At 51.8% G+C, this 1,314-nt stretch carries 2 protein-coding genes; one reads left to right on the top strand and one right to left on the bottom strand.

Going from position 1 to position 1,314, the window contains the following annotated elements:
• Positions 1-320: MFS transporter (locus RZA33_RS19285; RefSeq protein WP_322976227.1), on the top strand; the 320-nt coding region annotated here is incomplete at its 5' end.
• A gap of 155 nt (positions 321-475) precedes the next feature.
• Here the strand turns inward: RZA33_RS19285 and RZA33_RS19280 are convergent.
• Positions 476-1,048 (bottom strand): TetR/AcrR family transcriptional regulator, encoded by a 573-nt coding sequence (locus RZA33_RS19280; protein WP_017638772.1) that lies wholly within the window; start codon positions 1,046-1,048, stop codon positions 476-478.
• Positions 1,049-1,314 lie beyond the last annotated feature (266 nt).

Raw genomic sequence — 1,314 nt, 5'->3', positions numbered from 1 at the left:
TCGCCGCCTCCGGGGTGGTGGCCCTGGGCGGGCTCGGCCTGTCCCACTTCTGGGGCTCGCTGGCGCTGCTGGGCATCGGCTGGAATTTGAGTTTCATCGGCGCCACGGCGATGGTCACCGACTGCCACACCCCGGCCGAGCGGGGCAAGGCGCAGGGCATGAACGACTTCTTCGTCTTCGCCGCCACGGCGGCCGTGTCGTTCCTCGCGGGGTCGATCCTGCACAGCTCGGGCTGGCAAGCGGTCAACTGGATGATCTTCCCGGCTTTGGCGCTGATCCTGGTGCCGCTGCTGTGGCAGGGGCGGTACGGTTGCAACTGACTTGACTTGGGGCATTGATCGAGGACTGGAAGCCGATAAGTGGCCCGTTCCGGCACTACACGACTTGTCTCCACTGCTGAAACTTCGGAAAGCTACTTTGCCGTTCCACCTTTATTGATGGTCAAAGAGTTGTATGGACAGATGAATTTAGTTAGTTAGTTAGATTTATCAAGAAGCAGTTTAACCACGGCTTTGGCTTTGCGAGCAGCGTGCAGATCTCCAAGAACGTGAGCCTGAATAATCGCCCCTTCAAGCAACATAGCAATTGTTTCAGAGATTTGAACTATCGATTCTCTGGACGTTATGACAAGTGAAGTGTGGTGTGTGATCCATCGCAGCATAGCCTCTTTGTTTCGGGCGCAAAGCTTATGTATATCATGATCCGGATTGCTGAATTCGGCGCTGACATTAATGAAATAACAACCCAAGAAAAGTGGCTTGGATTGATCGAGACCCTGAAACAGATCGTCAAAAGCATCAAGCATGGCATACAAGGCGTCCCTACCTGGCGTCGCTTCGTGCAAACGCAAATCGAGCCAAGAGAAATACTGCTGATCACAATATTCGACGGTCGCAGCAATTAGATCTTCCTTGCTGGAGAAATGGTTATATAGCGTTTTCTTGGCAATGCCGGACTCTTCAAGTACCCGATTGATGCCAACAGCATGAATGCCGTACTTATAAAAAAGGTTAAAGGCAGTTGCGACTAACTGTTCTTTTTTGTCCATGATGTTATTCATCGTTGTGAGGATTCATACGCGACATGTTGACACAAGGAGACAGGGTTGTCTACAATCCCTCAAGGAGACCGATCTGTCTCTTTCTTTGCAATTTCCTTGAGGCTTCTTTTATGAACACGACAACAGCGGCTTCCGCACAACAGCCCTCCGTCATCTATGATCTAGTCACGATAGGTTCCGGTTCGGCGGCTAGAGCCGCAGCGAACGAAGCACGTAGGCTCGACAAAACAGTCGCCATGATCGAACAGGGGTTG

The sequence above is a fragment of the Halovibrio sp. HP20-59 genome, assembly GCF_033052795.2.
Lineage (GTDB): Bacteria > Pseudomonadota > Gammaproteobacteria > Pseudomonadales > Halomonadaceae > Vreelandella.
The sequence above is the reverse complement of the archived record's forward strand: the minus strand, read 5'-3'. Positions and strand labels throughout refer to the sequence as shown.